General features: G+C 44.0%; 23 protein-coding genes. 11 read left to right on the forward strand and 12 right to left on the reverse strand.

The features are described 5' to 3' along the window. Nucleotides 1–337: 337 nt before the first annotated feature. The 7 genes from ltrA to rpoE all read right to left on the reverse strand — a co-directional run bounded on the left by ltrA (nt 338) and on the right by rpoE (nt 6,556). Nucleotides 338–1,672, reverse strand: a complete 1,335-nt coding sequence (ltrA, locus tag DKT73_RS19430) for a group II intron reverse transcriptase/maturase (RefSeq protein WP_111640180.1) — start codon at nt 1,670–1,672, stop codon at nt 338–340. A 184-nt stretch (nt 1,673–1,856) separates the two neighbouring features. Further along, nucleotides 1,857–2,012 carry a hypothetical protein gene (locus DKT73_RS20245; protein ID WP_198666676.1) on the reverse strand — a complete coding sequence of 52 codons (156 nt, stop codon included), beginning with the start codon at nt 2,010–2,012 and terminating at the stop codon, nt 1,857–1,859. Between the two features lie 396 nt (nt 2,013–2,408). Next, on the reverse strand, nt 2,409–3,818 hold the full coding sequence (locus DKT73_RS19435) for a DegQ family serine endoprotease (protein WP_111640181.1): 1,410 nt from the start codon (nt 3,816–3,818) through the stop codon (nt 2,409–2,411). Between the two features lie 61 nt (nt 3,819–3,879). After that, entirely contained in the window at nt 3,880–4,347 is a 468-nt protein-coding gene (locus DKT73_RS19440) for a SoxR reducing system RseC family protein (protein WP_111640182.1), read from the reverse strand. After that, entirely contained in the window at nt 4,347–5,312 is a 966-nt protein-coding gene (locus DKT73_RS19445) for a MucB/RseB family sigma factor regulatory protein (protein ID WP_111640183.1), read from the reverse strand. The genes DKT73_RS19440 and DKT73_RS19445 overlap by 1 nt, the downstream gene beginning before the upstream one ends. Before the next feature lie 3 nt (nt 5,313–5,315). Continuing rightward, nucleotides 5,316–5,939 carry a sigma-E factor negative regulatory protein gene (locus tag DKT73_RS19450; RefSeq protein ID WP_111640184.1) on the reverse strand — a complete coding sequence of 208 codons (624 nt, stop codon included), beginning with the start codon at nt 5,937–5,939 and terminating at the stop codon, nt 5,316–5,318. 2 nt (nt 5,940–5,941) lie between these two features. After that, nucleotides 5,942–6,556 (reverse strand): RNA polymerase sigma factor RpoE, encoded by a 615-nt coding sequence (gene rpoE, locus DKT73_RS19455; protein WP_269814518.1) that lies wholly within the window; start codon nt 6,554–6,556, stop codon nt 5,942–5,944. 205 nt (nt 6,557–6,761) lie between these two features. Here rpoE and nadB point away from each other — a divergent pair, with 205 nt between their 5' ends. Next, a complete protein-coding gene (nadB, locus tag DKT73_RS19460; protein ID WP_111640186.1) occupies nt 6,762–8,354 on the forward strand; it encodes an L-aspartate oxidase in 1,593 nt (530 codons plus the stop codon). Here nadB and DKT73_RS19465 read toward each other — a convergent pair. Beyond that, complete coding sequence (locus tag DKT73_RS19465; protein ID WP_157959220.1) at nt 8,351–8,707, reverse strand: hypothetical protein; 357 nt, start codon at nt 8,705–8,707, stop codon at nt 8,351–8,353. The genes nadB and DKT73_RS19465 overlap by 4 nt on opposite strands. A gap of 73 nt (nt 8,708–8,780) precedes the next feature. Then, entirely contained in the window at nt 8,781–9,056 is a 276-nt protein-coding gene (locus DKT73_RS19470; protein WP_111640188.1) for an FAD assembly factor SdhE, read from the reverse strand. Nucleotides 9,057–9,379: 323 nt separating this feature from the next. On the opposite strand from DKT73_RS19470, the gene DKT73_RS19475 reads away from it, so the two are divergent. The 6 genes from DKT73_RS19475 (at nt 9,380) to DKT73_RS19500 (ending at nt 16,112) form a co-directional block, all read left to right on the forward strand. Beyond that, nucleotides 9,380–10,699: an ABC transporter substrate-binding protein gene (locus DKT73_RS19475; RefSeq protein WP_111640189.1), complete on the forward strand. Its 1,320-nt coding sequence runs from the start codon at nt 9,380–9,382 to the stop codon at nt 10,697–10,699. A gap of 102 nt (nt 10,700–10,801) precedes the next feature. Continuing rightward, nucleotides 10,802–11,662, forward strand: a complete 861-nt coding sequence (locus DKT73_RS19480; RefSeq protein WP_111640190.1) for a carbohydrate ABC transporter permease — start codon at nt 10,802–10,804, stop codon at nt 11,660–11,662. Nucleotides 11,663–11,672: 10 nt separating this feature from the next. Next, the gene (locus DKT73_RS19485) at nt 11,673–12,503 is read left to right on the forward strand and encodes a carbohydrate ABC transporter permease (RefSeq protein WP_111640191.1); all 831 of its coding nucleotides are present in this window, start codon (nt 11,673–11,675) and stop codon (nt 12,501–12,503) included. An 18-nt stretch (nt 12,504–12,521) separates the two neighbouring features. Further along, nucleotides 12,522–13,616, forward strand: a complete 1,095-nt coding sequence (locus DKT73_RS19490) for an ABC transporter ATP-binding protein (RefSeq protein WP_111640192.1) — start codon at nt 12,522–12,524, stop codon at nt 13,614–13,616. A gap of 1 nt (nt 13,617) precedes the next feature. Next, entirely contained in the window at nt 13,618–15,048 is a 1,431-nt protein-coding gene (locus tag DKT73_RS19495; RefSeq protein ID WP_111640193.1) for a mannitol dehydrogenase family protein, read from the forward strand. A 167-nt stretch (nt 15,049–15,215) separates the two neighbouring features. Beyond that, nucleotides 15,216–16,112: a helix-turn-helix domain-containing protein gene (locus DKT73_RS19500; RefSeq protein ID WP_111640194.1), complete on the forward strand. Its 897-nt coding sequence runs from the start codon at nt 15,216–15,218 to the stop codon at nt 16,110–16,112. 59 nt (nt 16,113–16,171) lie between these two features. Here DKT73_RS19500 and xylB read toward each other — a convergent pair whose 3' ends face one another. Continuing rightward, on the reverse strand, nt 16,172–17,662 hold the full coding sequence (xylB, locus tag DKT73_RS19505; protein WP_111640195.1) for a xylulokinase: 1,491 nt from the start codon (nt 17,660–17,662) through the stop codon (nt 16,172–16,174). 262 nt (nt 17,663–17,924) lie between these two features. Here xylB and DKT73_RS19510 point away from each other — a divergent pair, with 262 nt between their 5' ends. The 3 genes from DKT73_RS19510 to ygfZ all read left to right on the forward strand — a co-directional run bounded on the left by DKT73_RS19510 (nt 17,925) and on the right by ygfZ (nt 23,325). Further along, complete coding sequence (locus DKT73_RS19510; protein ID WP_232827940.1) at nt 17,925–21,290, forward strand: MHYT domain-containing protein; 3,366 nt, start codon at nt 17,925–17,927, stop codon at nt 21,288–21,290. Beyond that, nucleotides 21,287–22,282, forward strand: a complete 996-nt coding sequence (locus DKT73_RS19515) for a response regulator (RefSeq protein ID WP_111640196.1) — start codon at nt 21,287–21,289, stop codon at nt 22,280–22,282. The genes DKT73_RS19510 and DKT73_RS19515 overlap by 4 nt, the downstream gene beginning before the upstream one ends. A 125-nt stretch (nt 22,283–22,407) precedes the next feature. Continuing rightward, the gene (ygfZ, locus tag DKT73_RS19520) at nt 22,408–23,325 is read left to right on the forward strand and encodes a CAF17-like 4Fe-4S cluster assembly/insertion protein YgfZ (protein ID WP_198666677.1); all 918 of its coding nucleotides are present in this window, start codon (nt 22,408–22,410) and stop codon (nt 23,323–23,325) included. A gap of 50 nt (nt 23,326–23,375) precedes the next feature. Here the strand turns inward: ygfZ and ung are convergent, their stop codons facing one another. Then, nucleotides 23,376–24,098, reverse strand: a complete 723-nt coding sequence (ung, locus tag DKT73_RS19525) for a uracil-DNA glycosylase (protein ID WP_111640198.1) — start codon at nt 24,096–24,098, stop codon at nt 23,376–23,378. 28 nt (nt 24,099–24,126) lie between these two features. Further along, nucleotides 24,127–25,017: a phosphotransferase gene (locus tag DKT73_RS19530; protein WP_111640199.1), complete on the reverse strand. Its 891-nt coding sequence runs from the start codon at nt 25,015–25,017 to the stop codon at nt 24,127–24,129. 91 nt (nt 25,018–25,108) lie between these two features. Here DKT73_RS19530 and hexR point away from each other — a divergent pair, with 91 nt between their 5' ends. Continuing rightward, the gene (gene hexR, locus DKT73_RS19535; RefSeq protein ID WP_111640200.1) at nt 25,109–25,975 is read left to right on the forward strand and encodes a transcriptional regulator HexR; all 867 of its coding nucleotides are present in this window, start codon (nt 25,109–25,111) and stop codon (nt 25,973–25,975) included. Nucleotides 25,976–26,026 lie beyond the last annotated feature (51 nt).

Consider the following 26,026-nt stretch of genomic DNA (forward strand, 5'->3'; position numbering starts at 1 on the left):
AGAACTTTTCTTGAACAAAACAGACTACTTGGACGATATAACGATACATCACGTCTTGACGGGCTAAAGCTGAGACCTACAAAAACCAATCACGTGTAGGTCGGCCTTCAGGCCGTCAAAAGGCCTTTCTTTGAGGCAAAAAAAAGCCCTGACAGCGTTAGCTATCAGGGCCTTCTTAATAAAATCTTGATGAAGACTTATTATCACATGCTTGTCTGTTATAAAGAGCCCCACACGTGGGAGAGACTATTTTACGTCCCTTAAACGAATCGAGTAGGGGGAGGCGTTACCGCCTCATCCCTCTCACAGAACCGTACGTACGGACCTCGTATACGGCTCATGCAAACTTACATTCAGTATAAACACTGAACACATACCCCGTTTTCACTTCTTCAAGATTCACCAAACCTTGTTCATCGAACCATTTGTTTGGCATCGCGTGGCTCGCTAATGGACTCGCTGCATTTCTCCAACTGGTCATAGATATATGCTTAAACGGCGGCTTGTAACTCAGTTGTTTGAGCCTACGATGCAGCCGTTTTGGCTTCTTCCATAATTTAAGTTGAACACTGCGCAGTCGTCTCCTTAACCATTGGGCGATTTTCTTGAATTCACCACTCGCATTGGCAATCCTGAAGTATTGACTAAACCCTCTTAATAGCGGATTCAGCTGTTTAATAACCTCACTCAACGGTTTGCCACCATTGCGTTTGGTCATCTGCTTGAGCTTTTGTTTGAACAAGCGCAGTTTCTCGGCTTGGATTCGGGTATATCGACTTCCGATCTCCACGCCTAAAAACTTAACCCCGTCACGGCTATGCGTGATGTGTGTTTTGCTCTCGTTCACTTTAAGCTTAAGCTGTTTCTCCAAGATCATCGTCGCCTGCACTTGTGCATTTTCTGCACCCGCTCGGCTACGACACAAAATCAAGATGTCATCCGCATAGCGCACGATTCGATGGCCTCGTTGACGCATTTGTTGGTCAAATTCATCCAAGTAAACGTTCGCTATCAAGGGGCTGATAACGCCCCCTTGTGGACTGCCCTGTTCTGTTGCTTGCCAATGATGTCCGACCATCACACCACTTTTTAGGAACTGTTCTATCAGCCTTATCACACTGCCGTCTGTGATTCGCTTTCTCACACTTTTTAAAATTACGTCATGATCCAGTCGATCAAAGCACTTTGATAGATCCATATCCACCACATGATTTAGCCCATAGCGGCGCATAAACATTGTGGCTTTGTTGATCGCATCATGGCCGCTTCGTTTTGGTCGGTAACCAAAACTCGAGGGATGGAACTGTTCTTCAAAGATGGGCGTAAGGATGTCGGTTAGGGTTTGTTGAACGACTCGATCCCGAACGGTCGGGATCCCAAGCAATCGCACTCCACCCTCCGCTTTGGGGATTTCTACCCGTCTGACAGGATGAGGTTTGTATTGCTTGGTTTTCAGTTCAAGAAGAAGTTGATCCAGTTCATCACTCAACTTCGAGGCGAAGTCACTCAGGCTCTGCTTATCTATGCCAGCCGCGCCTTTTGCTTTCCACACCTTTTTGAAGCCTTTGTACAGTCTCTCCTTACTGAGCAAGTGACCATACACGCTGTAATACACTCGATACTTCTTCTCTTGGGTTGTGCGCTGTGTGGGGGCAAAATGTTTCTTCTTCATGTCGGTCTATTTCGGTCTGAGGTTTAGCCTTCTAGCTCAATGGCAATTTACTAAACGGTGTCAGATCTACTCCCTCGTACGGTTTCCAGCTCCAGTTTTCTGCTTCCACAGATCACCACGCTGGAAGACTCCGATTATTCGTCAGTTCGTGTACCACTAAAAAAAACATCTGCTCATCACAGACTTAAAGCTTACTTCCTCCCTTCGCAGCACCCATTAGCTTTTGACTAAAAGGTGCCCCAACAAACGCCATGCTGTTGGTCAGCTCAGTTTTCTCCTCCACACCATTACTGGGTTTCATTGGCTGAGCTTTACTCACTACTACGGATTCATCTGCCACCTCACACCAACACACGCCTTGGCTCACACCTCGAACGCATGCTTCCAATTCAAGACCAGATTCGATGCCAGGCTTCCCCAGTTACTGCACTGGCTCCCTGTTAACAATGCCACCCTCAAGCACAGTTTAGGTCTGACTGAGTATCGGGCTTTGCGCTATTTTGCACGCTTACCCACCTAAACTGCCGAAGCAGGTTCACTTGCGTTGTGTACTGTTAACTTCCTATCGCTTCCTTCAGACCCTACCGTTGGCCAGCAACGCCCTTGCGATTCGGATTCTCTTCCCCCCAGTCGGGGTGAGACAGGTTTCTTTCAACCTGACGGGTTTGCCAGCTTCGCTGGGCAAACAAAAAAAAGCGACCATCTGGCCGCTTTTGAAAACGAATATTGCTACATGTCAGTCCATGATTTTGAACGGGATAAACATTGGGTACCCTTGTCGGATAACGCGCATTGGCACAGAACGACCGCTGGGAATGTCTTTAGCAATTTCCCCAAACTCGGCAACATTACCAATGCGTTTACCGTTTAGCATGGTAATCACATCACCGGGTTGTAAACCATTACGAGCGGCAGTACCGCCAAGCACTTGCTCAATCACCACGCCGCCATCAATATCAAAGTTTTTGGCCATGTCTGCAGGTACTTCCCCTACAATCATGCCAAGGCGATTTTGGTCTTGTTGAGACTGCGCTACAGTTTGTGGATCATTTGGACGCGCCTCTAGCATGACGGCAATAGTCTGCTCTTTTCCATCTCGGTAGACTTTTGCATTGACTTTTTCGCCCGCTTTCATTTGCCCAACAATGTAAGGTAGTTCTCCTGAGTGAGCGATACTTTTGCCATTAAATTCAAGAATAATATCGCCTGATTTTAAGCCGGCTTTCTCGGCAGGTGAATCGGGTAAGACTCGACTAATCAAAGCGCCATTTGATCGGTCCAAACCAAATGATTCGGCCAATTCATTATTAACATCTTGAATCAACACACCCAACCAAGCACGTGACACCTTACCATCACTCTTTAATTGGTCTACAACCGACATGGCTACTTTAGAAGGTATCGCAAAGGATACGCCCATAAAACCACCAGAACGGGTATAGATTTGTGAGTTGATACCAACAACTTCACCATCCAAGTTAAACAGAGGACCGCCCGAGTTACCTGGGTTAATCGCGACATCGGTTTGAATGAAGGGAACGTAATTATCAGAAGGTAAATTACGTCCTGTCGCACTCACAATACCAGCGGTAACGGTGTAATCGAAACCAAATGGTGAACCAATCGCCAATACCCACTGTCCTGGTTTAAGTTTGTCTGAATCACCCATCTTAACAATAGGCAAATCATCCGCCTCTATTTTAAGAAGTGCTAAATCGGTTCTTGGATCCGTACCAACCAATTTAGCGACGTATTCACGTCTGTCATTAAGGCGAACATGAATGACATCTGCACCATCAATCACATGGTTATTGGTTAAAACATAGCCATCATGGGAAACAATAAAGCCTGAGCCCAATGAATTACGCTGTCCTTGCTGCGGCGGTGCTTGTTGACCAAAAGGCTGCTGACCAAAGAAGTGTTTGAAGAACTCATTAAGCTCCTCACTGTTAGGCCCTAATTGCTGGCCTCCTTCGTTGGCCGTTCGCGTGGTAACAGTTTGTTCCGTACTGATATTCACGACAGCAGGTGAGGCGTCTTCCACTAACTCGGTAAAGTCAGGCAGAGAAGCCGCATGAGAAAGCATTGACGCCATCATAAAACTACTTACGACAACCATGCTAACGTGTTTAAGCAATCTGTTCATTGATTGGTCTCCTTAAGACGTACCAAATTCATTACAGTGCCAGGTGAAGACTTTTAAACGCTTATGATGTCACCACTAGGGGAATGTGATCATCATTTAACGATTCAATTCTTAAAATTTTGGGATAATAATCCAGATTGTTCATTTCTTGTTTGGATTTTTTCTTTGCCAGTAACAAACCACCAGTAAAACCAAGAATCGCAAAAACCACTGCTATGTCAGATTCGCCCCCCCATAAGGATGGAATAACCGCTCCAACGACTAGGCCAAGCAATGGAATCAGGTACATCCAAATGGACGCTTGCAATAACGTATCTTCGGGGATACCAATAACAACACTCTGACCCACTTTCACAGCTAAAGGGTCAATAGCTTTCATACGCATACGGTTCGATGAAGACACTTGGGCAATAGCATGATGGCCACAACCATGACGAGCGCGGCAAGAAGTACAGCTACTGGTTCGTATTGTTTCTACGTCAGCAAAACCGTCTTCTATTGATAACACTCTTCCTGTTTCTTCAATCATTATTCTTGCCTTGGCATAAACACGGCCATCAATTTCTCTATAGTAGGTTCTGGTACTTCTCCTACCATAGTTAACAAATACAACTGATCTTTCACTTTTATACTGCGTTCGCCTGCGATAGTCGCGCCCATACTTATAATGGACATGGATTTTGCTTTCATCGTCGGCTCGACAAAAATCGACACCGTTGCCATACCATCCGAAAGAAGCAACATACTCGTTCCGTGATTTAACGATCTGGCTTCTGGCCAAACCAAAGAAAAGCCGTCAGGTAGCCAATCAAATTGCCATAAATTCTTCACTCGCCTTGGCTGGCTTTCAACAACAGGCTCAGCATAGCTTCCCTCTTTTGGGACAAAATCTTTATCTTTCAAGTCTGGTGCAAAATTAACAGAGGTAAATTGGATTCTTTCCAAAAGCTCTCCGTCTGTTTTCATCATGTCATGCTTTAAAAGAAAATGATTTTCTTTATCTAACCAAAACTCATGCCCATAACGATATTGATCTTTAGGTACCAGCTTTACAGCGACGACATTACGACCGGCAATTCGACTTGTGTGCTCACCAACAATCATGTCATAACCCTTAATCAGCCGCTCACTTTCAACGTCTTTAAAACGTTTAAAAGGTGGCACCAATGGCGCACGGGTGTTAGCAACCAAAGCGTTAGGGTAGACAGAGATAATTTTGTCATCAATCCGCAAAACTTCAATCTTGTCACCATCTAAATCCACCAAACTTTCATATTCTACGCCCCCCATTAGATCATGACGGACGCGCATACTGTTCATATTAGTGGCTTCTGAGTGGACAAACACCCCATCATAACTCAGCGTTGAAAAGGATTGCGTCATACTCCGCAACAAATGCAGCGCATCTGGTGTGGTGCTACTGGCTAGACTCACCGTTGAAATAGTAAGGCATACTAGTGTGAAAAAAACATGAAATAACGAAAATAATCTCATAAATTACTCTTTTACGGGATAACTGACGACTCTGGCCATCGGTATCATTCCTTGACCCACTGTCATCGCAGCCTGCTCAGCATGTTGTCGAAGGTAATGTTGCAAGCGGATATTATCGGCTTGCAAAACCTCTTTATCTAATTCTGCTAATGGCGTGACAATCATGTTCGAAGTGGGTGTTCGAACCTCTGCAACAGCATTGGTATGCACTGTATCGGATGTTAACAGCCCGTTCCCCCCTAAAATAATCACAAAACTCACGCTTGCCGCAACGGCAACTCCAGACAACATGACGCGCCAGTTAGGACGAGACGGGCTTGCCTTTTTCGGTGAAACAAAAGGAAGTACGTTTTTCTCTAACGAGATAACCGGTTCTTCTGCTTGAAGTTCGTCGTCTTTATCAAGCTCAGCTCGAACACGCAATAACAGACTGTCTTCCAGTCCCAGCGTTACCGTCGAGTCTTTATGAAGTGTTTGTTGTATTAAATGGAAGTGTTCTAACTGACGACTTAATTCTGCACTGTCCGCGTGCAATAAACGCTCAATATCAAGCTCTGATGCTTCACCATCAAACATAGCGGACAAACTAGTGAGCATTTCCGAGGCGTTTTCATTTAATGCGGCCATGTCTATTCTCCTGTATCCATTAACGGGTGTATGTGTTTTTCTACCGCCTCTCGAGCACGAAAAATACGTGATCGAACGGTCCCAACAGGACACTCCATTATCAACGAAATATCTTCGTAACTCAGACCATCAAATTCACGTAACGTTAGTGCACTACGCAATTCTTCCGGCAACTGCTGAATTGCATAATGAATCTCTTTTTCAAGACGATCACTGTTTAACTTTGCCTCTGGCGTATCAATATCCGACAAGGATTCGTACACACTAAAGACTTCTTCATTATCCAACTCAACATCGGATTCTGGCGGGCGACGAGAACGACTCACTAAATAGTTTTTTGCGGTATTCACGGCAATGCGATACAGCCAAGTATAAAAAGCACTTTCGCCTCGAAAACTCTCTATTGCGCGATAGGCTTTAATAAAACTCTCTTGAGCAACATCAAGCGCTTCGCTTCTATCTTGTACGTAACGCCCAATTAAGCCGATAACCTTGTATTGATATTTGATAACGAGCAAATCAAATGCTCGTTTGTCACCCTGTTGTACTTTTTCAACTAACGCCTGATCAGAAGACGTTTCGTGCGGCATAGGCACCTCATATAAAACCGTATTCATCTGCGCCCTTGCATCTTACAAGAGAAGACAACAACCCACTGAGCGAGTTCCCATGTGATACTATCAAATTGCTTATTTAAATAGATAACAATACACCTTAAGTGATAAAGCATGATGAATATTCAAAATGTGACCTTAGAAAGTATTCACTATTTACTGACAACAATAGTAACATTAATTTTTCAGTCATAATTAGATCAATAGCATGAGCCGACACTATAAACACGACATTGTCATCATTGGCGCAGGAGCGGCAGGACTTACGCTTGCGCTTGAACTTGCAGACCAGTATCGCGTAGCTGTTTTAACCAAAGCGGATATACGCGAAGGATCCACCTTATACGCGCAAGGCGGTGTCGCAGCAGTATTATCAGATAAGGACACTATTGACTCTCACATCAGCGACACAATAGACGCTGGCGTTGATCTTGGTGACCCAGACGCGATACGTTTTACCGTCGAACACTCCAAAGAAAGTATCGACTGGCTTATAGCGCAAGGTGTGCCGTTCACTCGTTATGGCGAAAGTGAGGAATACCATCTAACCAAAGAAGGCGGTCACAGTCACAGACGCATTATACACAGTGCCGATGCAACGGGATTGGCCATCTCCAAGACCTTGATAAAAAACGCGAGCAATCACCCCAATATTGATTTTTTTCCTGACCGTGTTGCCATCGATATTGTCACAACTAAAAAACTGGGCATATCAGGCCCAAATCGAGCGGTTGGCGTTTATGCCCTTAATTTAGACGACGATGTCATCGACGTGTTTCATGGACGCTTCATTTCATTGGCCTGTGGTGGCAGCAGCAAGGTATATCTTTATACCAGCAACCCGGACACGGCATCTGGTGATGGAATCGCAATGGCGTGGCGAGCAGGTTGCCGTGTTGCAAATATGGAATTCAATCAATTCCACCCTACCTGTCTGTATGATGCCAAAGCCAAAACATTCTTAATCTCTGAGGCCGTGCGTGGCGAAGGTGGAAAACTTTTGTTACCAGACGGCACACGCTTCATGTCTAAGTTTGATAAACGTGAAGAATTAGCGCCGCGCGATATAGTAGCCAGAGCCATTGACCATGAGATGAAGCGTCTTGGTATTCATCATGTTTTGCTGGATATCTCCCACAAAGACCCTGAATTTATTAAAGAACACTTTCCTACAATTTATAAACGCTGCCTAGAATTTGGGCATGATATGACCAAAGGCCCTATCCCCGTAGTGCCCGCGGCACACTACACCTGTGGTGGTGTCGTAGTAGACAAACACAGTGCGACGGATATTGATAACTTGTACGCGATCGGAGAAACCGCTTATACCGGCTTACACGGAGCAAATCGCCTAGCAAGCAACTCGTTACTAGAGTGCATTGTTTTTGCTCGCTCAGCAGCCAACCATATCTCTGAAATGGTTGTCTTAACAGATGACATAACCATCCCAGACTGGGATGAAAGCAAGGTGACTAACTCAGACGAAGACGTGGTGATTACTCATAACTGGCAAGAACTACGACGTTTTATGTGGGATTATGTCGGCATAGTGCGCACTGACAAACGTCTACTAAGAGCCAAACATCGGGTTGATCTACTCTTATCTGAGATACAAGAGTTTTATGCCAATTACAAGGTATCAAACGATTTATTAGAACTGCGCAATTTAGCCGTTGTGGCGGATTTAATCATACGCTCAGCCATGTCGCGAAAAGAAAGCCGAGGCCTACACTTCACATTAGATTATCCAAATAAACTGGACACCAGCTCACCAACAATCCTTACCCCAAACAAGCACTAACGCTTTGATTTAGAGAGTTCTTTAGCGTCTTCACTGCGGTGCAACAAAATGTGTTGCGCCGCATAAGAGCGCAACACACGATAAACATTTGCCGGTACATTATCACGATATATCACGCGATACTGAGGCCAAATTCGCGCCCAAAAAGTTTGTCCTTGTTCCACTTTCGCGATCAGTTGCACGGCATTGGCTCTCACAAAAGACAGTCTTTTGTAAACACCACTCTCCAATAAAAAAGTCCCTTGCTCATCTATTCCTATCTGCCGAGCTGGGCGACAAATGAGATAAATCAGTCCCCCTCCACCGCAAAGCCCACCCCCCAGATACAACCATGTCCACCAAAGTGCAGGCATCCAAAAAATCTGCAGTAAAACAGTGTATGCTGCAAGAATCAGCAGCCAAAGCCCTATGCCGATCAATGAGCATTTAAGCTCGGTAGTTTTCAGGCTGAACACGAGACAAAATAATATTAACAATACGCGCGTGATCTGGATCTTCTGGCTCGGCACTTTGCATAAACCACGGAAAAAGATCTTGATCCTCACAAGCAAGCAGACGCGTAAAACGCTGTTTGTCTTCCTCTTCTAGTGTCAGATACACATCCGCTAAAAAAGGCTCTAGCAGAACATCAAGCTCCAACATGCCACGACGGCACTGCATTTTAAGACGCTTGAAACTAAGCGATTCTTTGGTTTCGATCATGATATTACCCTTAAAATAGAATGCCGATATTATAACCATTTAAATAAAAAACACGAAAACGGCTTCGCCTCATAGCATGACATTTATCATGCAAAACCTTAATAGACAAAGAGATAGGGACCGAACAGCCAGCTCAAAAGAATATTATATTGACTCAAATTTTAACAATAAGTGAATAATGAAACAAAATAGTACATTTATTGGCTATTTATGTATTAACAGGTCAATTATGACATAGCCTATATTATTGATCACTTGATAAACGATTATCAAGAATTAGGTACGACTATAAAAACAAAGAAACTCCAAACCGGGGGAAACCTATGAAACACCTGACCAAGAACACTTTAACCTATGCAGTATCTATCGCAGCGGCAATGACAGCCGCTAGCGCAATGTCTGCCACTCAGATCACTGTCGCTACGGTTAATAACGGCCACATGATCGAAATGCAAAAACTCACTCCTGAATTCGAGAAAGCAAACCCTGATATCAAAGTAAAATGGGTAACGCTAGAAGAAGGCGTATTGCGTCAAAACGTCACTCAAGACATTGCTAACAAGAGCGGCCTTTATGACGTAATGACAATCGGCATGTACGAGGCACCTATTTGGGGTGAGCGTGGCTGGTTACAAGCTGTTGATACGAGCGGCAGTTATGATGAAAAAGACATTCTTCCATCTATCCGTGATGGCCTATCCTATAAAGGCACCATGTATGCAGCCCCTTTCTACGGCGAAAGCTCTATGGTCATGTACCGCAAAGACCTAGTCAAAGCCGCAGGTATGGAAATCAATGACAGAGACAGCTGGGAACACATTCGTGATGTCGCCGCTGCCGTCAACAACCCTGAAAAAGGCATTTACGGCATTTGCTTACGTGGCAAAGCGGGCTGGGGTGACAACATGGCTTTCATGACAGCCATGGCAAACTCTTTTGGTGCTCGCTGGTTTGATGAAAGCTGGAAACCTCAGTTAGAAACAGCAGAATGGAAAAATGCCGTTAACTTTTATGTTGATTTATTGAATAAATATGGGCCTCCAGGCGCAAGCAGCAATAGCTTCAACGAGAACCTAGCCTTATTTAACGAAGGCAAATGCGGCATGTGGATTGACGCCACTATCGCTGCGTCTTTTGTTACCGATCCTAAGCAAAGTAAGGTGGCTGACCAAGTAGGCTTTGCCCAATCTCCTTACTCTGTGACAGAGAAAGGCGCAAACTGGCTTTGGGCATGGGCACTGGGCATACCGGTAGCAACGAAAAACGCAGAAGCAGCGCAAAAATTCGTTCGCTGGGCAACCTCTAAAGAATATATCCAACTGGTTGGTCAAAATAATGGCTGGGCAGCAGTACCCACTGGAACACGAGCCAGTACTTATGCAAACCCTGAATTCCAAGAAGCAGCCGTCTTTGCGGATGCGGAGTTAAAAGCGATCAACTCTGCAAATCCAAATGACAGCACACTGAAACCTTCACCTTATGTTGGCGTTCAGTTCGCAGCGATTCCTGAGTTCCAAGCGATTGGTACTACGACAGGGCAAATGATCTCTGGTGCATTGTCTGGTTCTATGACGATAGATCAAGCATTGAAATCTGCAAACACCTCTGCGGATCGTCAAATGCGTCAAGCGGGTTATTACTAACCATTAATCTTGATCAAGAAATAGGGCTTTGTGCCCTATTTCTTACTGCTGATTCGCTCTGAAAAGAGCAAACACCCTGCTTATAATAAGAGAAACACAATCATGAAGCGCTCAATCACTCGCTTATTAATGGCGCCATCCGTCATCATGCTTTTGGTTTGGATGATTATCCCTCTATCCATGACCATTTATTTTTCCACCATACGGTACAACCTGCTGTACCCTGGCCAAAATAACTTTGTCGGTTGGATGAATTTTGAGTTTTTCATCACCGATCCTGGCTTTATCCCTGCGGTTTCAAATACGTTGATATTGCTGCTATCCGTGTTGATCATTACGGTTGTGTTGGGTGTGATGCTATCCGCCCTGATTGACAAACCTTTTTTTGGTCAAGGCATTGTTCGTGTTTTACTGATTTCACCTTTCTTTATCATGCCAACGGTAAACGCCTTGATTTGGAAAAACATGATGATGAACCCCGTGTATGGCATTTTTGCATGGATATCCCAATCACTGGGATTACAGCCTATCGACTGGCTATCTAGTTATCCATTGATGTCCGTCATTATCATGGTCAGCTGGCAATGGCTTCCCTTCGCGATATTGGTCTTTGTCACCGCGTTACAGTCGCAAGATAGCGAGCAAAAAGAAGCCGCACAAATGGACGGTGCAACAGGCTGGCATATCTTCCGCTATCTAACCATTCCTCATCTTGCACGCCCGATTGCCGTGGTAGTGATGATAGAAACCATTTTCTTATTGGCCGTTTTCGCTGAAATCTTCGTTTCTACCGGTGGTGGTCCAGGTTATGACAGTACCAACCTAGCGTATCTGATTTATAACCAAGCACTTTTGCAATATGACGTTGGTGTGGCTTCTGCTGGTGGTTTATTCGCCGTATTGCTTGCCAATATCGTGGCCTTTTTCCTCATTCGCGCCGTTGGCAAAAACCTGACGGTATAAGGTGAATACGATGACTCTTAATCAACAACGCAAACTCAAAACCATCCTGACTGGCTTGTTCGCATGGACAGTCGCCTTGGTATTATTTTTTCCGATTTTTTGGATGTTTATCACCTCATTTAAAACGGAATTACAAGCGATCTCTGTACCACCATCGTTATTTTTTGAACCAACACTGGAAAACTTCAGAATCGTTCAAGAACGCAGTGACTATATCCATCACGCGTGGAACTCGGTCGTTACTTCGTTTGGCTCCACTATTATTGCATTGATCATTGCCATTCCAGCAGCGTACTCTATGGCTTTTTTCCCTGGAAAACGCACCAAAGACATTTTGTTGTGGATGCTCTCAACCAAAATGTTACCCGCTGTCGGTGTATTAGTGCCTATTTACATTCTTTGTCGAGACTATGGACTGTTGGATTCAAAAACCGCATTGGTGATCATTTTCACTCTGATGAACTTGCCAATCATTGTTTGGATGCTCTTCTCCTATTTCAAAGATTTGCCAAAAGAAATTCTCGAAGCTGCACGAATGGATGGCGCCACGCCTTGGGATGAAGTCGTGAAAGTCGTACTACCACTTTCCGTTGGCGCGATTTCGTCTACAGCACTCTTGTCAATCGTGCTGTGCTGGAACGAAGCATTTTGGTCACTCAACTTGACTGCATCAGATGCCGCACCCTTAACCGCAATGATTGCGTCTTACTCTAGCCCTGAAGGTCTGTTTTGGGCGAAGTTGTCGGCCGCATCCACGCTTGCTTGTGCGCCAATCGTCGTGTTCGGTTGGTTCTGTCAAAAACAATTGGTCCAAGGCTTAACATTCGGCGCCGTAAAATAATTATTAGGAAATCTTTTTATGTCTTACTTAACCATCACAGATCTACAAAAACACTATGATAGCTACCATGCATTGCGTGGCATTAACCTCAACATTTCCGAAGGCGAATTCGTCGTCTTCGTTGGGCCATCGGGCTGTGGCAAATCCACCTTGTTGCGCACCATTGCGGGCCTTGAATCCAGCACGGGTGGCAATATTGAGCTAGACGGCCGAGACATTACCGAAGTCGCGTCATCAAAGCGCGACCTTGCTATGGTGTTCCAGTCATACGCGCTGTATCCACATATGACAGTAGCCGATAACCTTTCTTTCGCCCTTCGTCTTGCCAAAGTATCGGATGCGGAAATTAAAGAAAAAGTCCGCTCTGTGTCTGCTTCTTTGCAACTTGATGCTTTACTAGAACGCAAGCCAAAAGAATTGTCTGGTGGACAACGCCAGCGTGTTGCCATTGGTCGAGCCATTGTGCGTCAACCAAAAGTCTTCCTTTTTGATGAGCCTCTATCCAACCTAGACGCGGCTCTTCGTGTACAAATGCGCTTAGAATTGGCTCGTCTACACAAAAAGCTTGGTACAACGATGATCTACGTGACGCACGATCAAGTAGAAGCCATGACCTTGGCGGATCGTGTGGTGATTTTGAATGCGGGGCAAATAGAACAAGTGGGGACACCACTTGAGCTTTACCGCCAACCAAATAGCCGTTTTGTGGCTGAGTTCATTGGGACACCTAAGATGAACTTGATCGCCGCCAACAAAATAGTACGCCATGAGGACAACCTAGCAATTGAATTACTAGGGCAGCAAATTCTTTTCCCCGCAAATCGTTTAAAAGGCCCATTGCCTAAAACAGCTGTTGTCGGCATTCGTCCTGAACACATGACCTTGGTGAAGGAAGGCGGTGATTTATCTGGCCGGATTGAATTAGTCGAGCATTTAGGATCCGAAGCTTACGCTCACTTACAGCTGTCTAGTGATCAAACCATCATTATTAAAGCGCCCGCTCGAACTGAGCTTAAAGATGGGCAAGTGGTTAGTATCAAAATTGATATTTCAGAAATCATTTTGTTTAACGAAAATGATCGCGTCATCTCTGTTATTCCTGAGGAGGTATAATATGAGCAATTTTTTACAGGCTTCATCCAATATGGAGCAGCTTTCTGTTCAGAATTATGAAAAAGACAGCATTCAAGCGGGCATAGTACATTTGGGAGTGGGAGCGTTTCACCGCGCTCATCAAGCAGTGTACATTGATCGTTTATTGGCGCATGACTCACAACAACATTGGGGCATCATTGGCGTAAACATCCGCCCACAAGACAGTCAAGCTTTTGCCCGTTTTATCCAACAAGAAGGCGAATATGTTTTAAAAACCATGGCAGCTGATGGTGAAACAAACTACGAGCACATTCGCTCTATTGTCAAACAAATTGATGGTTCACAAGCCCCCGAAAAAGTCGATACCGCACTTGCTGACGCAAACATTCAGCTGGTCACGTCAACGGTCACCGAAGGGGGTTATTACCTTGATGAAAACCGTCGCTTAATGCTAGAACACCCAGCCATTGAAGCGGACGTAGCAGGTGCTCGTAACACACTTTATGCCTTTTTGTACGCTGGACTTAAACTTCGCAGCGAAACCTCTAAAGCAAAAATCACTCTCTTATGCTGCGACAACCTTCGCCATAACGGTGAACTGCTAAAAACGGGACTGATGCAATTTTTGGCCGCCAAAGAAGACTCTCTACTCGCTCAATGGGTCGAAACAAATGTGTCTTTCCCTTGCTCCATGGTGGATCGAATCACACCTAAGCCAAGCCAACAACATATCGACGACGTACAAACTCGCTTTACTGTCGATGACAAGATGACTGTGATGGGCGAAGACTTTATTCAATGGGTGGTAGAAGATAATTTTGCTGGCGAGAAACCAAAACTTGATCTCGTTGGCGTACAGTTTGTAAAAGACGTTGTGCCTTTTGAAGAAGCTAAAATTCGTATTTTAAATGCAGGTCACACTTGCGTCACCTATCAAGCAGCATTAAAAGGTTTTACTTACTTTGATGAAGCCATGCGAGATGAGGAGTTAAAACAGTATTTTACGGATTTTATTTTGCAAGATTCAATCCCTGCAATTGGTGATTCTGTCGTTGATTTGCCTGCGTATTTCGGCATTATTGCACAGCGCTTTAGCAATGCGAACATTGGTGATACGGTAGAACGTATCTGCACGGATGGTTATGCTAAATTTCCCATCTTTGTTTTTCCAACACTGGAGGGCATTTACCGCAAGGGCGGTACGCCAAATAAAACGCTCCAAGGCATCGCAAGCTGGTTTACCTTTATTCAGCTGTCGAATCAAGGCAAGCTCAACACCCCTTACCATGAGCCAAATAAGACCTCTCTCACCGCTTTCAGTAACGATGAGGCTGGTATACAGGCTTTTACAACGGACCGCTTCTTATGGGGCAATTTGCCTACAGAATATCCACATTTTGTATCGCAGCTGACCGAAGCTATTCAAACAAATATGGCGAAGTATGCCTAAATCGTTGTAATCTCGTTTGATAATACAAGGGATTGAATCTTGTTCAATCCCTTGTTCTCTTGAACCATTGTTATAAAAAATAAGAATATGGAGCACACCATGGCATACAAAGCTGACAAACAGCCATCTTATATATGCCAAGATAACGTTGCTCAAGCGAGAAGATTATGCCGAATACTGCAAAACGCATTACCCCTGAATATGAAATTGTCGAGGACAACGAAACCATTCGATATCTAGAGCATGGTTACCCATGCGACCTGATACGATGGCATGCCCATGATGACTACGAACTGCATTTCATTGTCGCCACATCAGGTAAGGTGTTTGTAGGAGACTACATTGGTAACTATTCCCCTGGACAGCTTATTTTAACCGGTCCTAGATTGCCTCATAATTGGATCTGTCAACATGACCAAGAAGACGTCCAGCTCAGGGACATGGTCATTCGTTTCGACCATGAATCGTTTTCTAATGGTATGAAAATCATACCGGAACTTGCTGAAATTTTACCTATGCTAGCCAGGGCCAAATCAGGCATTGAATTTTTTGATCAAGACTACGAATACCTAAGAAGTATCTTTCAAAAAGTACGCGATTCTAGCGGCCTATCAAGACTCATTCTGGCATTACCCTTGCTGCAAAAATTGGCTCAGAGTCGCACTTACCGATTACTATCAACTGTGCAGATCGATTTGAAATCAAATGAAACATTGCAGCGTAAAATCAACACTGTGGTGGATTATGTCTCACAAAATTATAGCCAAGACATCACACTTTCTAGCGTGGCGAATTTGATCGGTATGTCAGACAGCCATTTCTCACGCTTCTTTAAAAAGGCCACAGGCAATCGTTTTATCGAGTTTGTGAATCGTGTTCGAGTCAGTCGTGCTTGCAGTTTGCTTACCGAAACAGACCAACAAATTGCCACCATTTGCTTTCAAGTTGGTTTTAACAATGTCGCCAACTTCAATCGTCGATTTCATGAGCTGAAAGGGGTCACTCCAAGAGATTTCCGCACACAGAGCAATATACATATTGAAGGTATCGCCCCTGTTTCCTAATAGGGTTAGCCTGTTAATCAATGCGCCGCAAAAACTGTCCTGACCGCGGCGCATTAATACTAAACAGACAAAGCCGCTAGCTTCTCGTTTAGGCTTTTTGTTGCATGGTAAAGAGATTGGTATAAAGCATACTTGTCACGGTAATAAGACGCTAAAGCCGCTTCAGGTTCATGCACTTGCAACGTTTCAGGCATGGTGCAATATTGCATAATCAAAGATTCGATATCGCTTCCTTGGCTTTGTTGCTCGCCCAATAGAGCCAAGCGCGCCGCCCCCAAACCGGGTCCAACATCGCCACCATCACGGTAAATAAGTCGCTTATTTAACACACTGGCGATCATTTGACGCCACAAAGCCGAACGAGCACCACCACCAATTAAAGAAAGGTCATCCACCACACTGCCAGCACTATTCAGGGCATTTTGACAATCCAGCAAAGAAAAAGCGACCCCCTCCAACACCGCCAATGTCATCTCCTCGACCTTAGTTGTGTTGGTCAAACCAACGAACTGGCCATTGGCTTGCGGATCATTATGCGGCGTACGTTCACCACTAAGATACGGCAAAAACAATACATTAGTACGCTGCAAATCACTGTCTTCCAGCGCATCTAACAACTCGACCACCGTTTTATCCACCAGCTTCGCGAACCAAGCAAGAGAGTTGGCAGCACTCAATGTCACGCCCATTTGGTGCCAACGATTTGGTAAAGCATGACAAAAAGCATGTACCGTATTTTGCGGATTGGCTTTGTGAGACTCACTGACCGTAAAATAGACACCAGAAGTCCCCAATGAAATAAACCCTTGGCCGGGATTTGTCACTCCCATACCAACGGCTCCGGCCGCGTTATCACCTGCGCCAGCCACTAATGGTAACAAAGGAAGATCCAGTTGCAGTGCCACTTTCTCAGACAACACACCAACCACATCACAACCTTCGTATACCCTTGGCATATTGGCTTGCGTTAACCCCGTTGCAGCCAGAAGCGCATCATCCCACTGGCGTGTTTGAGGGTTTAACCAAAGTGTACCCGCCGCATCAGAACAATCCGATGACATAAAACCAGTCAATCGATACGCCAAATAATCTTTAGGCAATAATACATACGCCAGCTGGGCAAATATATCCGGCTCATTCTCCTGTACCCAGCGTATTTTCGGTGCAGTAAAACCAGGCATAGCAAGATTTCCAGATCGTTCAATTAAGTCAGGAAACTCTGCCATCAACGCTTGGCATTGCGCTTGACTACGACCATCGTTCCACAAAATACAAGGGCGCAACACTTCGCCTTGACTGTTTAGTAAAGTGGCACCATGCATTTGACCTGACAGACCAATGGCCTTTAATTTACTTAAGTCCAAACGTTGCTGTAATTGCTGAATGACATCAATAAAAGCCAGCCACCAAGATTCAGGATCTTGCTCTGACCACATTGCATGGGGACTATCCACCGCCAGCGCGACAGATTCTTGCACCAACACATTACCTTTATCGTCTATGACGACACCTTTTAACCCTGAGGTTCCAAGATCAAGACCTAAATACATTTTGTTACTCTTCTTCATCGAAAGTAGTGTTTTGTTTTTGTTTTTGTATGGCATGCTAAACCATCCAAGGTATGTACTTCATACTCGAAATAATCGTGAAAAGAGTCAATAAAATTATGCAAATTGGCATTTTTAGTACATATAGAGAATAAAAATCGTTAGTTTCTTGCGTCACCAACACCATGAAATACAGATATTAATCACAGACTAAAACCCGTGATTAAACAGTATCTTCACCATACAAAGTTTAGAAGTGAACCCCATGCCCTTGCCCTTGTTAAATGATTTTTTTATTACCCAAGCAGACAGCCCTCACCTCGTCATGGGTGACTATAACTACTTGCTTGTCATACTTTCGATGTTTCTTGCTACCGTAGCGTCTTTTTTTGCACTGCATTTTGCTTCAGTCGCACAACATATTGTTATCAAAAAATACAAGAACATCGCGCTCATTTCAGGCTCATTTATCATGGCTGGTGGCATATGGAGTATGCATTTTGTCGGCATGTTGGCTTTCAATATGGGACACAGTATTTCCTATGATCCATTACTGACTTCTATTTCTCTGCTGCCCGCTATTTTAGCGTCCTACGCGACATTAAAACGCTTAATAAGAAGCAACTTGAGTATTTGGCAATTACTCGTAAATGGTCTTTTTGTTGGTGGTGGTATTGGTGCTATGCATTATATCGGCATGGCCGCGATGAAGATGGATGTAGAATTAAAATATGATCCATCATGGTTCTTATTGTCTCTTTTTATTGCAGTCGCTCTGGCCTTTGTTGCCCTATCAACCCACTATTATGTGAAAAAAATTTGGACTGGTTTAAATCAAACCTGGGTTAGCTGTATTAGTGCGTTAATTATGGGCGCGGCCATTTCCGGTATGCACTACGCTGGTATGGCTGGGGCGAGGTTTCTGTCTACTGACGAAACAGAAATGTCGCACTTGCACCATACCACCGATAGCTACTTGTCATTGGTGGTTGCCATCATAACGCTGCTGTTATCTATTTTGGCTGCGAATATTGCGTCTCAGTTACGCTATCGCCAATTGTTGCTGGAAAAAACAGCCAGCGAAGTTAGATTAAAAACAACCCTAGACACCGCAGTCGATGGCATCATTACCATTGATAGCGATGGCGTAGTCAAAGAATTTAATAAGGCGGCAACGGTTATTTTTGGTTGGCAAGAGCATGAAATCATTGACCAGCATTTCGGTGTTCTCTTCCCAGATCAATACAGTGATGAATTTAAGGGCTTTTTAGCCAAATTTCGTGACACTGGTGAAGCAAGCATCGCTGGTACGGAAAGAGAAATACAGGCAAAAAATAAAAATGGTCATGTTTTTCCAATTAGGCTTGGTGTCGGTAGAGTTGATATTCCTGACAGTGGCACATTATTTGTTGGTTTTATCACCGATATTTCAACGCGAAAATCACTAGAAGAAACAATCAAAAAAAGTGAAAAACAATACAGCTCTTTAATCAAAAACATTCCCGGCGCCTCTTTTCGTTGTTTGATGGATAAACACTGGAGCACTCTCTTCGTTAGTGATGCGATATACGATGTTGCTGGTTGGAGTCCTACTGAGTTTTATGACAAAACCATCTCCTTTAGCGCACTGATTCATCCCGAAGATGTAGAAGCTATTTCTCTTATCATGGACAACGCCCTTAGAGAACGAAAAAATCACAAACTAGAGTATCGCTTAAAACACAAACAAGGCCACTATGTTTGGGTACTTGAAAATGGCTCTATTATCTATAATGACGAAGGCATTCCAGAGTGGATTGATGGCGTGATTTTAGACATTTCACAGCGTGTTGAAATGGAGAACGAACTGCGCCAGGCAAAAGCAAAAGCTGAAGCATCCGCTGAGAGCAAAGCGTCATTCTTAGCGAACATGAGCCATGAAATCCGAACGCCAATGAATGCTATCATTGGATTTTCTGATATTTTGTTAGAATCAGAGACCTGTGCCGATAATAAAAAGCATCTGGCCATTATTAGTAAATCCGCTCGGTCTTTGTTACATCTTCTCAATGACATACTCGACAGCGCGAAGTTAGAAAAAAATAAACTAGAGCTAGACCTACGTCCTTTTGTACTAGCACATGCCATCGATAATGTTATCTCAACCTTATGGCTACAAGCGAAAAGCAAAGGATTAGAGCTGATTTTTTACATAGAACCTAACCTGGCAAACGCTTATTTGGGGGCTGAAGAGAGAATTCGCCAAGTTCTGATGAACATTGTAGGGAACGCCATTAAATTCACTGAAAAAGGATATGTGAAATTAACCGTATCAAAACGCCCAGATAATCAAATCCGTTTCTCTGTCAAAGACAGCGGAATTGGTATTCCCTCAGAACGGCTCAGCCATATTTTTGATCCCTTTACGCAAGCTGACGCGTCCATGAGTCGCCGTTTTGGTGGTACAGGCTTAGGCACCAGCATCTCAAAACAGCTGGTCACCCTCATGGGTGGCAAAATTGACGTATCTAGTGAGGTGGGGGTAGGGAGTTGCTTTTATTTTGACCTCCCCCTAGCTGAGGCTGCACCACCAACAGCACAATCACAAGTTCAACGAGCGACCATCTCACCTAAAAGAGTCCTCTTAGCCGATGATGTTGAACAAAATCTCACACTCCTGACCATTTTACTAAAAAAATATGGTCACGCTATTTTCACGGCTAAAGACGGTATGGATGCCATTGAACAATACAAAACGATACAACCAGACATCATTTTGATGGATATTCAGATGCCGAATATGGATGGCCTAACCGCCACCCAAATCATTCGCAGTTATGAAAAAGAGAATCAGCTAAAACACACGCCTATTATTGCCCTAACCGCAAATGTGTTAATCGAGGATAAATTAGACGCGAAACAGGCAGGTATGGATGGCTTTGCAAATAAACCAATAGACATTGATAGCTTAATAATTGAGATGGCGAGAGTTCTAGGTGAAACACCATTGCATTTAGATCAAAATACGATGGTTCTTCCTTCCCCTTATCGCCAGCACATCAACATGGATAAGGGCTTGTCCCTTTGGAACGACATTCCACTCTACCTTGATGAACTATCTAAATTTGCTCACACCCACACCAATCTAGTGGATCGCCTCACTGCATATATTACCAAACAACAATATGCAGAAGCTTACGCTTTAGCACATGCCGTAAAGGGAGCGGCAGGCAATCTCGCACTTTTGAATATTGCTGGCTGTATGACCAATATAGAGCACACGGTACAAATGAAAGACCATGCGCAAGCGTTAAACGAAATCCAGTGTTTAGCCTCTGCATTAACGTATTTTTTTGAAGAATTACAATGGCTGATAGAGAAACACTCGGGGCATTTAGAAGTGCATGACACACCCCAAGACGGTGAACTTTCTACGACAGAATTAATAGCTCTGATTGAAGGCCTTATTCTGTCAGCAGAATCAGGAGAAGTAGACGATGAGAATACAAATTTACTTATTCATAACGTCACTCAAGATGTAAAGACCCAAGCTATCGCAGTAAGCAAAGCATTTTCGAACTTTGAATTCGATAACGCCATCAACCATCTTATCTCTTTAAAGAACTTGATCGCACAGGAGAAATCGAAATGAGAATTGGAAACAAGCCAGCCCCTAGAATCCTTTTGGTAGATGATGAACCATCAAACTTAAGGGTATTAAGACAAGTATTACAAGCGGCCCGATATCGTTTGTCTTTTGCTTTATCCGGCCAAGATGCTTTAAAACTTGTCGAAAAAGAGTCTATTGACCTCATTCTACTCGACATTATGATGCCAGACATGACTGGGCTAGATGTCTGTGCTCAACTCAAACAAAACCCAGCCACCGCGAACATTCCAGTCATCTTTGTCACCGCCCTTAAAGACAGCGTCGATGAAGCGAAAGGCTTTGAATTAGGTGCAGTGGACTATATCGTCAAACCCATAGTGCCTGCGGTTGTCCTCGCACGCGTTAAAACACACTTATCTTTGATAAGAGCCGATGAGTTGCACAATACACATATCGATTTGATTCAAAGACTGGGCCGAGCAGCCGAATACAAAGACAATGAAACAGGCATGCATGTTCAGCGAATGAGTCGGTTCGCCAAAGTAATCGCATTAGCGTACGGTTTTTGTGAAGAGTCAGCAGACGACCTTATGATGGCAGCGCCTATGCACGACATAGGAAAAATAGGCATTGCAGACAATATTTTGCTTAAACCGGGTAAGCTTACTGAAGAGGAGTATGAGATTATGAAAACACACGCCGAAATAGGCGGTGAAATCCTGTCTAACCCAAGCTCGTATCTTATCGAACTCGCACATTCAGTGGCAATGACACATCACGAGAAGTGGGATGGAACGGGTTATCCACACGGTTTATCCGGCGAAAATATCCCTATCGAAGGCCGCATTGTGGCTTTGGTCGATGTGTTTGACGCGCTGACCAGTGCACGCCCTTATAAAAAAGCATGGCCTGTTGAAGAAGCGATGAATTACATCAAAGAACAAAGTGGTAAGCATTTTGATCCTGCTCTTGTACCATTGCTCCAACAAGAATTACCGAGATTACTCAATATTCAAAAGCAATTTGCAGAATAGCCGAACGGTAAAATCATTATTAGCTCGACCATTGAAAAGCAAAAATTAGACATTACTGATAAGCTACTCACGCAGGCTGTCTGCAATCACTCTTTATGAACTGTCTATTTTTTATGGAAAGCTTTATGACTTCGCTTTACGATATTATTCATTCAACACTGCAAACCCAAGACGTCGTCATGAAACAGCAGGATATCGGTGTTTTGCGAGTATCGGGCTTGGATGCAAAGAAATTTCTACAAGGTCAAACAACCTGCGATCTCAACAAACTCTCCCAAACGAATGGCCTATATGGTGCAATATGCAGTATCAAAGGGCGCATTATCAGCAATTTTTACCTTGTTCAGCGCAACGACGATGTACTCATGCTGATGACTAAGGACCTTGTCGAAAAAACCTTGTTACATTTAAAAAAGTACGCGGTATTTTTTAAGACTGAGTTGATCAATGAGCAGGATAATTATGCCGTTTATACAAAGCTATCGGCAAAAAGCACAGAAGTACTCGCCCCTGAGCAAGCCACTCTTTTTACAGTAGATCAAAAGAACGACATTGCGACCCTAACTATTAGCCATGAGCCATTATTGGTTCAATGGCTTATTAGCTCACAAGATAACACGGCGATAGCCGAAAAAAATCAAGATTTAGCTCCGTTAGCAATACTCAACGCTCGCCCTCTTATCAATCTTGAACAAAGTGAAACAATTTTGCCTCAATGGCTCAATATGCAAAGCACTGCTGGTATTAGCTTCACTAAAGGCTGCTATACGGGACAAGAAATCGTTGCGCGTATGCAATATAAAGGCAAGTCGAAAAAGCAACTGGCATTAGTCACTTGGCAAGGCCACATCGACACAACAAAAGACATTGTCGATGAGCAAGGAAAGAGCGTAGGTCAAGTGTTCTCTTCTACACAGATTAAAGACACATATTATGCTCAAATTATTTTGAATGTTGAACCAAACGAAGTAGAGCAACTGCTTTTGGACAATAAAGAAATAATCTTACTTCCACTTCCCTACGCCCTTGATAGCAAAAAATAGTTGCGATTGTGGCAACGTTTTATAGCGTCAATCGACGCTATAAAACCCGCTTAAAAAAGCAAACCGATCTGTGCATCAAACTCGACATTGCGAGTGCTTACTATTGGCGAAAGAGCCCACTCGATGGGACTCTTACCCTGACTCATTAAGTATTCATTGGCTTTAGAAAAATGTTGGCACCCTAAAAAACCACGATACACAGACAAGGGCGATGGATGCACACTTTCTAGCACACAATGTTTATCACGATCGATATGACGACCTTTTTTCTGTGCGTAAGCACCCCACAACATAAACACGACGCCCTGATGCTCGCCGTTAATCTGTTCAATAATTTTATCCGTGAAGATTTCCCAACCTTTATTTTGATGAGAACCCGCTTTGCTTGCTTCCACGGTCAACACGCTATTCAATAACAACACGCCCTGTTCCGCCCATTGCTCCAAAAAACCGTGCTGGGCAGGGGGAATGCCCAAGTCCATCTCAAGCTCTTTATAAATATTCACCAATGACGGCGGCACTTTGATATTGGGTTTTACCGAAAAAGAAAGACCATGTGCTTGATTCTCCCCGTGATATGGGTCTTGACCAAGAATCACGACTCGCACGTGTTCAAATGGGGTTTTATTTAAGGCTGTAAAACGATCCGCTTCAGGCGGATAAATCACTTTCCCCTGCTCTCGCTCAGAAGCAAGAAACTGCTGTAAAGCCTGCATGTAGTCTTTATTAAATTCGTCAGCCAATCGTGTTTGCCAACTTGAAATTAACGTCATATTTTATTCTTACCCTATAAAAAGGTTATTAACTTGAAGCAGATTCCAAAAAAGGATTGAGCGATGGCATCGTTCTGAAATCCAAATAAAACGGCCAAGCTTCTGGGTCTTCAGGCGTGGTTAAATGCTTTAACAGTAGCCAAACCATTTCTCGTAGCGAGTAGGCCAAACTGTATTGGGTGATTGTATTTAGAGCATCTTCTATATCAAGCGACCCATCGTAGCTTTCTATCAAATACACTTGCTGCTCGCGAGTTAAATTATGAGAGCGGGCCACTACTGCTAAATCAAACAAGGGGTCGCCCATGCCAGTATATTCCCAATCTATCAGCCATATGACATCGTCATCCATTAAAACATTTTTCGGATTAAGGTCATTATGACAGACCACTGGGGGGAAGCAGGATACCACTCGAGGCAAATCCTTAAACAGAGCTCGCAAATACAGCAATTCTAGTTGCACATCAGGACGAGTCGGCAAGAAGTATTCGATCGACTGCAGATAATGTTCAATTAGATCATATACACAAAAAGGATGATCAACCTCTGGCAGCGCATGCGCTTGTACTAACGCATGCGCCATTCTTTTAATACTGCTGTTGGAATGCATAACATCCCAACCTAATGAAGACTGAATAACAAACTGGCAAGCAAATGCACCTTGTTTATCATGCCAGAAAATAGGAGGGGAAATACCCGCCTTTGTCGCCGCAAGCAAAATCGTCATTTCGGCCCTTCGATTAATGCCAAAAGTCGATTCATCTAACGCGGGAACGCGCAGCACCATTTGGGAAATTTCATTCCAAACTAAACGATATACCTTATTGGAGAACCCTTCTTCCAACGGTATGACTTGAATTTTATTGAATTCAGGCAAAATACTCGCCATTTCATCAAAATAGGCTGTTAAGTGAGCCATTTAAAACCCTTTTTTATTGCCAGAATTAGAAGCGGCTGTCAGAATGAACAACCGAACCATCCGAGTCAATAGACAACTTTGAAGTAGATAAATGAATAAACACGAAGACATTATTCGTAAAATACAAGAAAGGCTGAGCACATTAAGCAAATCCGAGCGAAAAGTAGCGGAAGCCATTCTTGCCGACCCTAAAACCACGATTCATTCCAGTATTGCAAAACTTGCAGCCAGAGCGGAAGTCAGTGAGCCGACGGTAAACCGTTTTTGTCGCAGCCTTATCGGCAGCGGCTTCCCTGATTTCAAAGTCTCCCTTGCCCAAAGTCTAGCAACAGGTACTCCCTATGTTAATTTAAACGTAGAACCTGATGATGCACCTGGTGCTGTCACAGCCAAAATATTTGAAGCAGCCAAAAACAACCTAACGCGCGCGCAAGAGATTTTACCTGAGTCGCTGATAAGCCGAGCGGTAGATGTATTGGCTCAGGCACGCCGGATCGAATTTTATGGATTGGGCGCATCTGGCCCTGTTGCCAAAGATGCACACCATAAGTTCTTTCGTTTAAACATGCCCGTGGTTGCCTACACAGATATATTGGTACAACGTATGGCAGCGGCTGGTGCCCATTCAGGCGATGCGATCGTTATTATTTCCTACACTGGTCGAACTCTGCCTTTAATTGAAACTGCGAGGGTGGCAAGAGCAACAGGTGCCTCCGTGATTGGTATCACTAACCCTGATTCCCCCCTTACTGAACACTGTTCAATTGTATTACCGATTGAAGAGACGGAAGATACGGACATCTATACACCAATGAGTTCACGTATTGTCTATCTGACTCTAATTGATGCTCTGGCAACAGGTGTTCTATTAAAACGTGGCCCAGAATTCAATGCTCACCTTAAAAAGCTCAAACAAAGTGTGCAAGACACCCGCCTACCAAAAGTAGAAAAGAAGTAATCTCATAAAAACAGGCGTCAATTGCGCGCCTGTTTTTTTCTTTGCCCCTAC

The sequence above is a fragment of the Marinomonas shanghaiensis genome, assembly GCF_003259175.1.
GTDB lineage: Bacteria > Pseudomonadota > Gammaproteobacteria > Pseudomonadales > Marinomonadaceae > Marinomonas > Marinomonas shanghaiensis.

What these genes read in the sequence shown, in the direction of transcription:
- DKT73_RS19530 (WP_111640199.1), bottom strand. Translation starts at nt 25,017, where the DNA reads ATGGCTCACTTAACAGCCTATTTTGATGAAATGGCGAGTATTTTGCCT.
- hexR (WP_111640200.1), top strand. Translation starts at nt 25,109, where the DNA reads ATGAATAAACACGAAGACATTATTCGTAAAATACAAGAAAGGCTGAGC.
- DKT73_RS19510 (WP_232827940.1), top strand. Translation starts at nt 17,925, where the DNA reads ATGCCCTTGCCCTTGTTAAATGATTTTTTTATTACCCAAGCAGACAGC.
- DKT73_RS19515 (WP_111640196.1), top strand. Translation starts at nt 21,287, where the DNA reads ATGAGAATTGGAAACAAGCCAGCCCCTAGAATCCTTTTGGTAGATGAT.
- DKT73_RS19490 (WP_111640192.1), top strand. Translation starts at nt 12,522, where the DNA reads ATGTCTTACTTAACCATCACAGATCTACAAAAACACTATGATAGCTAC.
- DKT73_RS19495 (WP_111640193.1), top strand. Translation starts at nt 13,618, where the DNA reads ATGAGCAATTTTTTACAGGCTTCATCCAATATGGAGCAGCTTTCTGTT.
- ung (WP_111640198.1), bottom strand. Translation starts at nt 24,098, where the DNA reads ATGACGTTAATTTCAAGTTGGCAAACACGATTGGCTGACGAATTTAAT.
- ltrA (WP_111640180.1), bottom strand. Translation starts at nt 1,672, where the DNA reads ATGAAGAAGAAACATTTTGCCCCCACACAGCGCACAACCCAAGAGAAG.
- DKT73_RS19435 (WP_111640181.1), bottom strand. Translation starts at nt 3,818, where the DNA reads ATGAACAGATTGCTTAAACACGTTAGCATGGTTGTCGTAAGTAGTTTT.
- DKT73_RS19485 (WP_111640191.1), top strand. Translation starts at nt 11,673, where the DNA reads ATGACTCTTAATCAACAACGCAAACTCAAAACCATCCTGACTGGCTTG.
- nadB (WP_111640186.1), top strand. Translation starts at nt 6,762, where the DNA reads ATGAGCCGACACTATAAACACGACATTGTCATCATTGGCGCAGGAGCG.
- DKT73_RS19470 (WP_111640188.1), bottom strand. Translation starts at nt 9,056, where the DNA reads ATGATCGAAACCAAAGAATCGCTTAGTTTCAAGCGTCTTAAAATGCAG.
- DKT73_RS19440 (WP_111640182.1), bottom strand. Translation starts at nt 4,347, where the DNA reads ATGATTGAAGAAACAGGAAGAGTGTTATCAATAGAAGACGGTTTTGCT.
- DKT73_RS19465 (WP_157959220.1), bottom strand. Translation starts at nt 8,707, where the DNA reads ATGCCTGCACTTTGGTGGACATGGTTGTATCTGGGGGGTGGGCTTTGC.
- DKT73_RS19480 (WP_111640190.1), top strand. Translation starts at nt 10,802, where the DNA reads ATGAAGCGCTCAATCACTCGCTTATTAATGGCGCCATCCGTCATCATG.
- DKT73_RS19450 (WP_111640184.1), bottom strand. Translation starts at nt 5,939, where the DNA reads ATGGCCGCATTAAATGAAAACGCCTCGGAAATGCTCACTAGTTTGTCC.
- ygfZ (WP_198666677.1), top strand. Translation starts at nt 22,408, where the DNA reads ATGACTTCGCTTTACGATATTATTCATTCAACACTGCAAACCCAAGAC.
- DKT73_RS19500 (WP_111640194.1), top strand. Translation starts at nt 15,216, where the DNA reads ATGCCGAATACTGCAAAACGCATTACCCCTGAATATGAAATTGTCGAG.
- xylB (WP_111640195.1), bottom strand. Translation starts at nt 17,662, where the DNA reads ATGTATTTAGGTCTTGATCTTGGAACCTCAGGGTTAAAAGGTGTCGTC.
- DKT73_RS19475 (WP_111640189.1), top strand. Translation starts at nt 9,380, where the DNA reads ATGAAACACCTGACCAAGAACACTTTAACCTATGCAGTATCTATCGCA.
- rpoE (WP_269814518.1), bottom strand. Translation starts at nt 6,556, where the DNA reads ATGAATACGGTTTTATATGAGGTGCCTATGCCGCACGAAACGTCTTCT.
- DKT73_RS19445 (WP_111640183.1), bottom strand. Translation starts at nt 5,312, where the DNA reads ATGAGATTATTTTCGTTATTTCATGTTTTTTTCACACTAGTATGCCTT.